This is a genomic window from Flavobacterium chungnamense, assembly GCF_039539165.1.
GTDB classification, from domain to species: domain Bacteria; phylum Bacteroidota; class Bacteroidia; order Flavobacteriales; family Flavobacteriaceae; genus Flavobacterium; species Flavobacterium chungnamense.
The window spans coordinates 1-817 of sequence record NZ_BAABCS010000024.1; the positions used below are offsets into that span (position 1 = coordinate 1).

Below are 817 nucleotides of genomic sequence, written 5' to 3' on the forward strand. Positions count from 1 at the left end.
AAATTATCATTTAAAATTAACTCAACTATATAGAATGACTGATGGAGAGCATTTTGAAGAAATTGCTGAAGATTTACAAAACTTATTAAATCTTGGAATAAAAATTAAAAGCATCACTTCTGATGGCGATAAATCATCCATCAAAGCAATTAAAAAAGTGTGTCCTAAAGTACCTTTTCAAAGATGTTTAGTACATATTTCTAGAATGTGTAAAATATGGCTAACACAACATCCAAAACACAAATCTGGCTTTGAGTTAAAACAAATAGCAATGAAAATTCACACCATTGACTGTGAGTATAAACGACAATTGTGGTTAATAGAACTCATCCAATGGGAAGAGGAATATAGAGATTTCATAAATAAAAAATCATATAATATTGAAACAGGAAGGTATTGGTATACGCATAAAATGGTTAGAAGATCATTTATGGTAATCAAAAAAGCATTACCAAATATGTTCCAATATTTAAAAGATGATAAAATACCCAATTCAACCAATGCATTAGAATCATTTTTTGGTCATCTAAAAGGTAACTTAAATATTCACAGAGGATTAAGTTTGAACAATAGAAAGAATTTTTTAAAATGGTATTTATACTATAAAAACGAAATCTATAAATAGGTTTTTTTAGCCATATCGGATTTCCAATAATTAAAAAAGGATAGCTAAAACTATCCTTTTAATTATTGTATAATCATCAAACTTATTGCTGATTGGTTGCTCCTCAGCAGAGCCAATTTCCTCTTCAGTTTGATATGGACAAGATAATTAATCTAAAATGAAAAATCACCAACTATTTTTGACCACATTACC

At 27.8% G+C, this 817-nt stretch carries 1 protein-coding gene; it reads left to right on the top strand.

The annotated features are described in order from the left end of the window. A partial coding sequence (locus tag ABD771_RS13440) for a transposase (protein WP_345095462.1) occupies positions 1–625 on the top strand: 625 nt, incomplete at its 5' end. Positions 626–817: the final 192 nt, after the last annotated feature.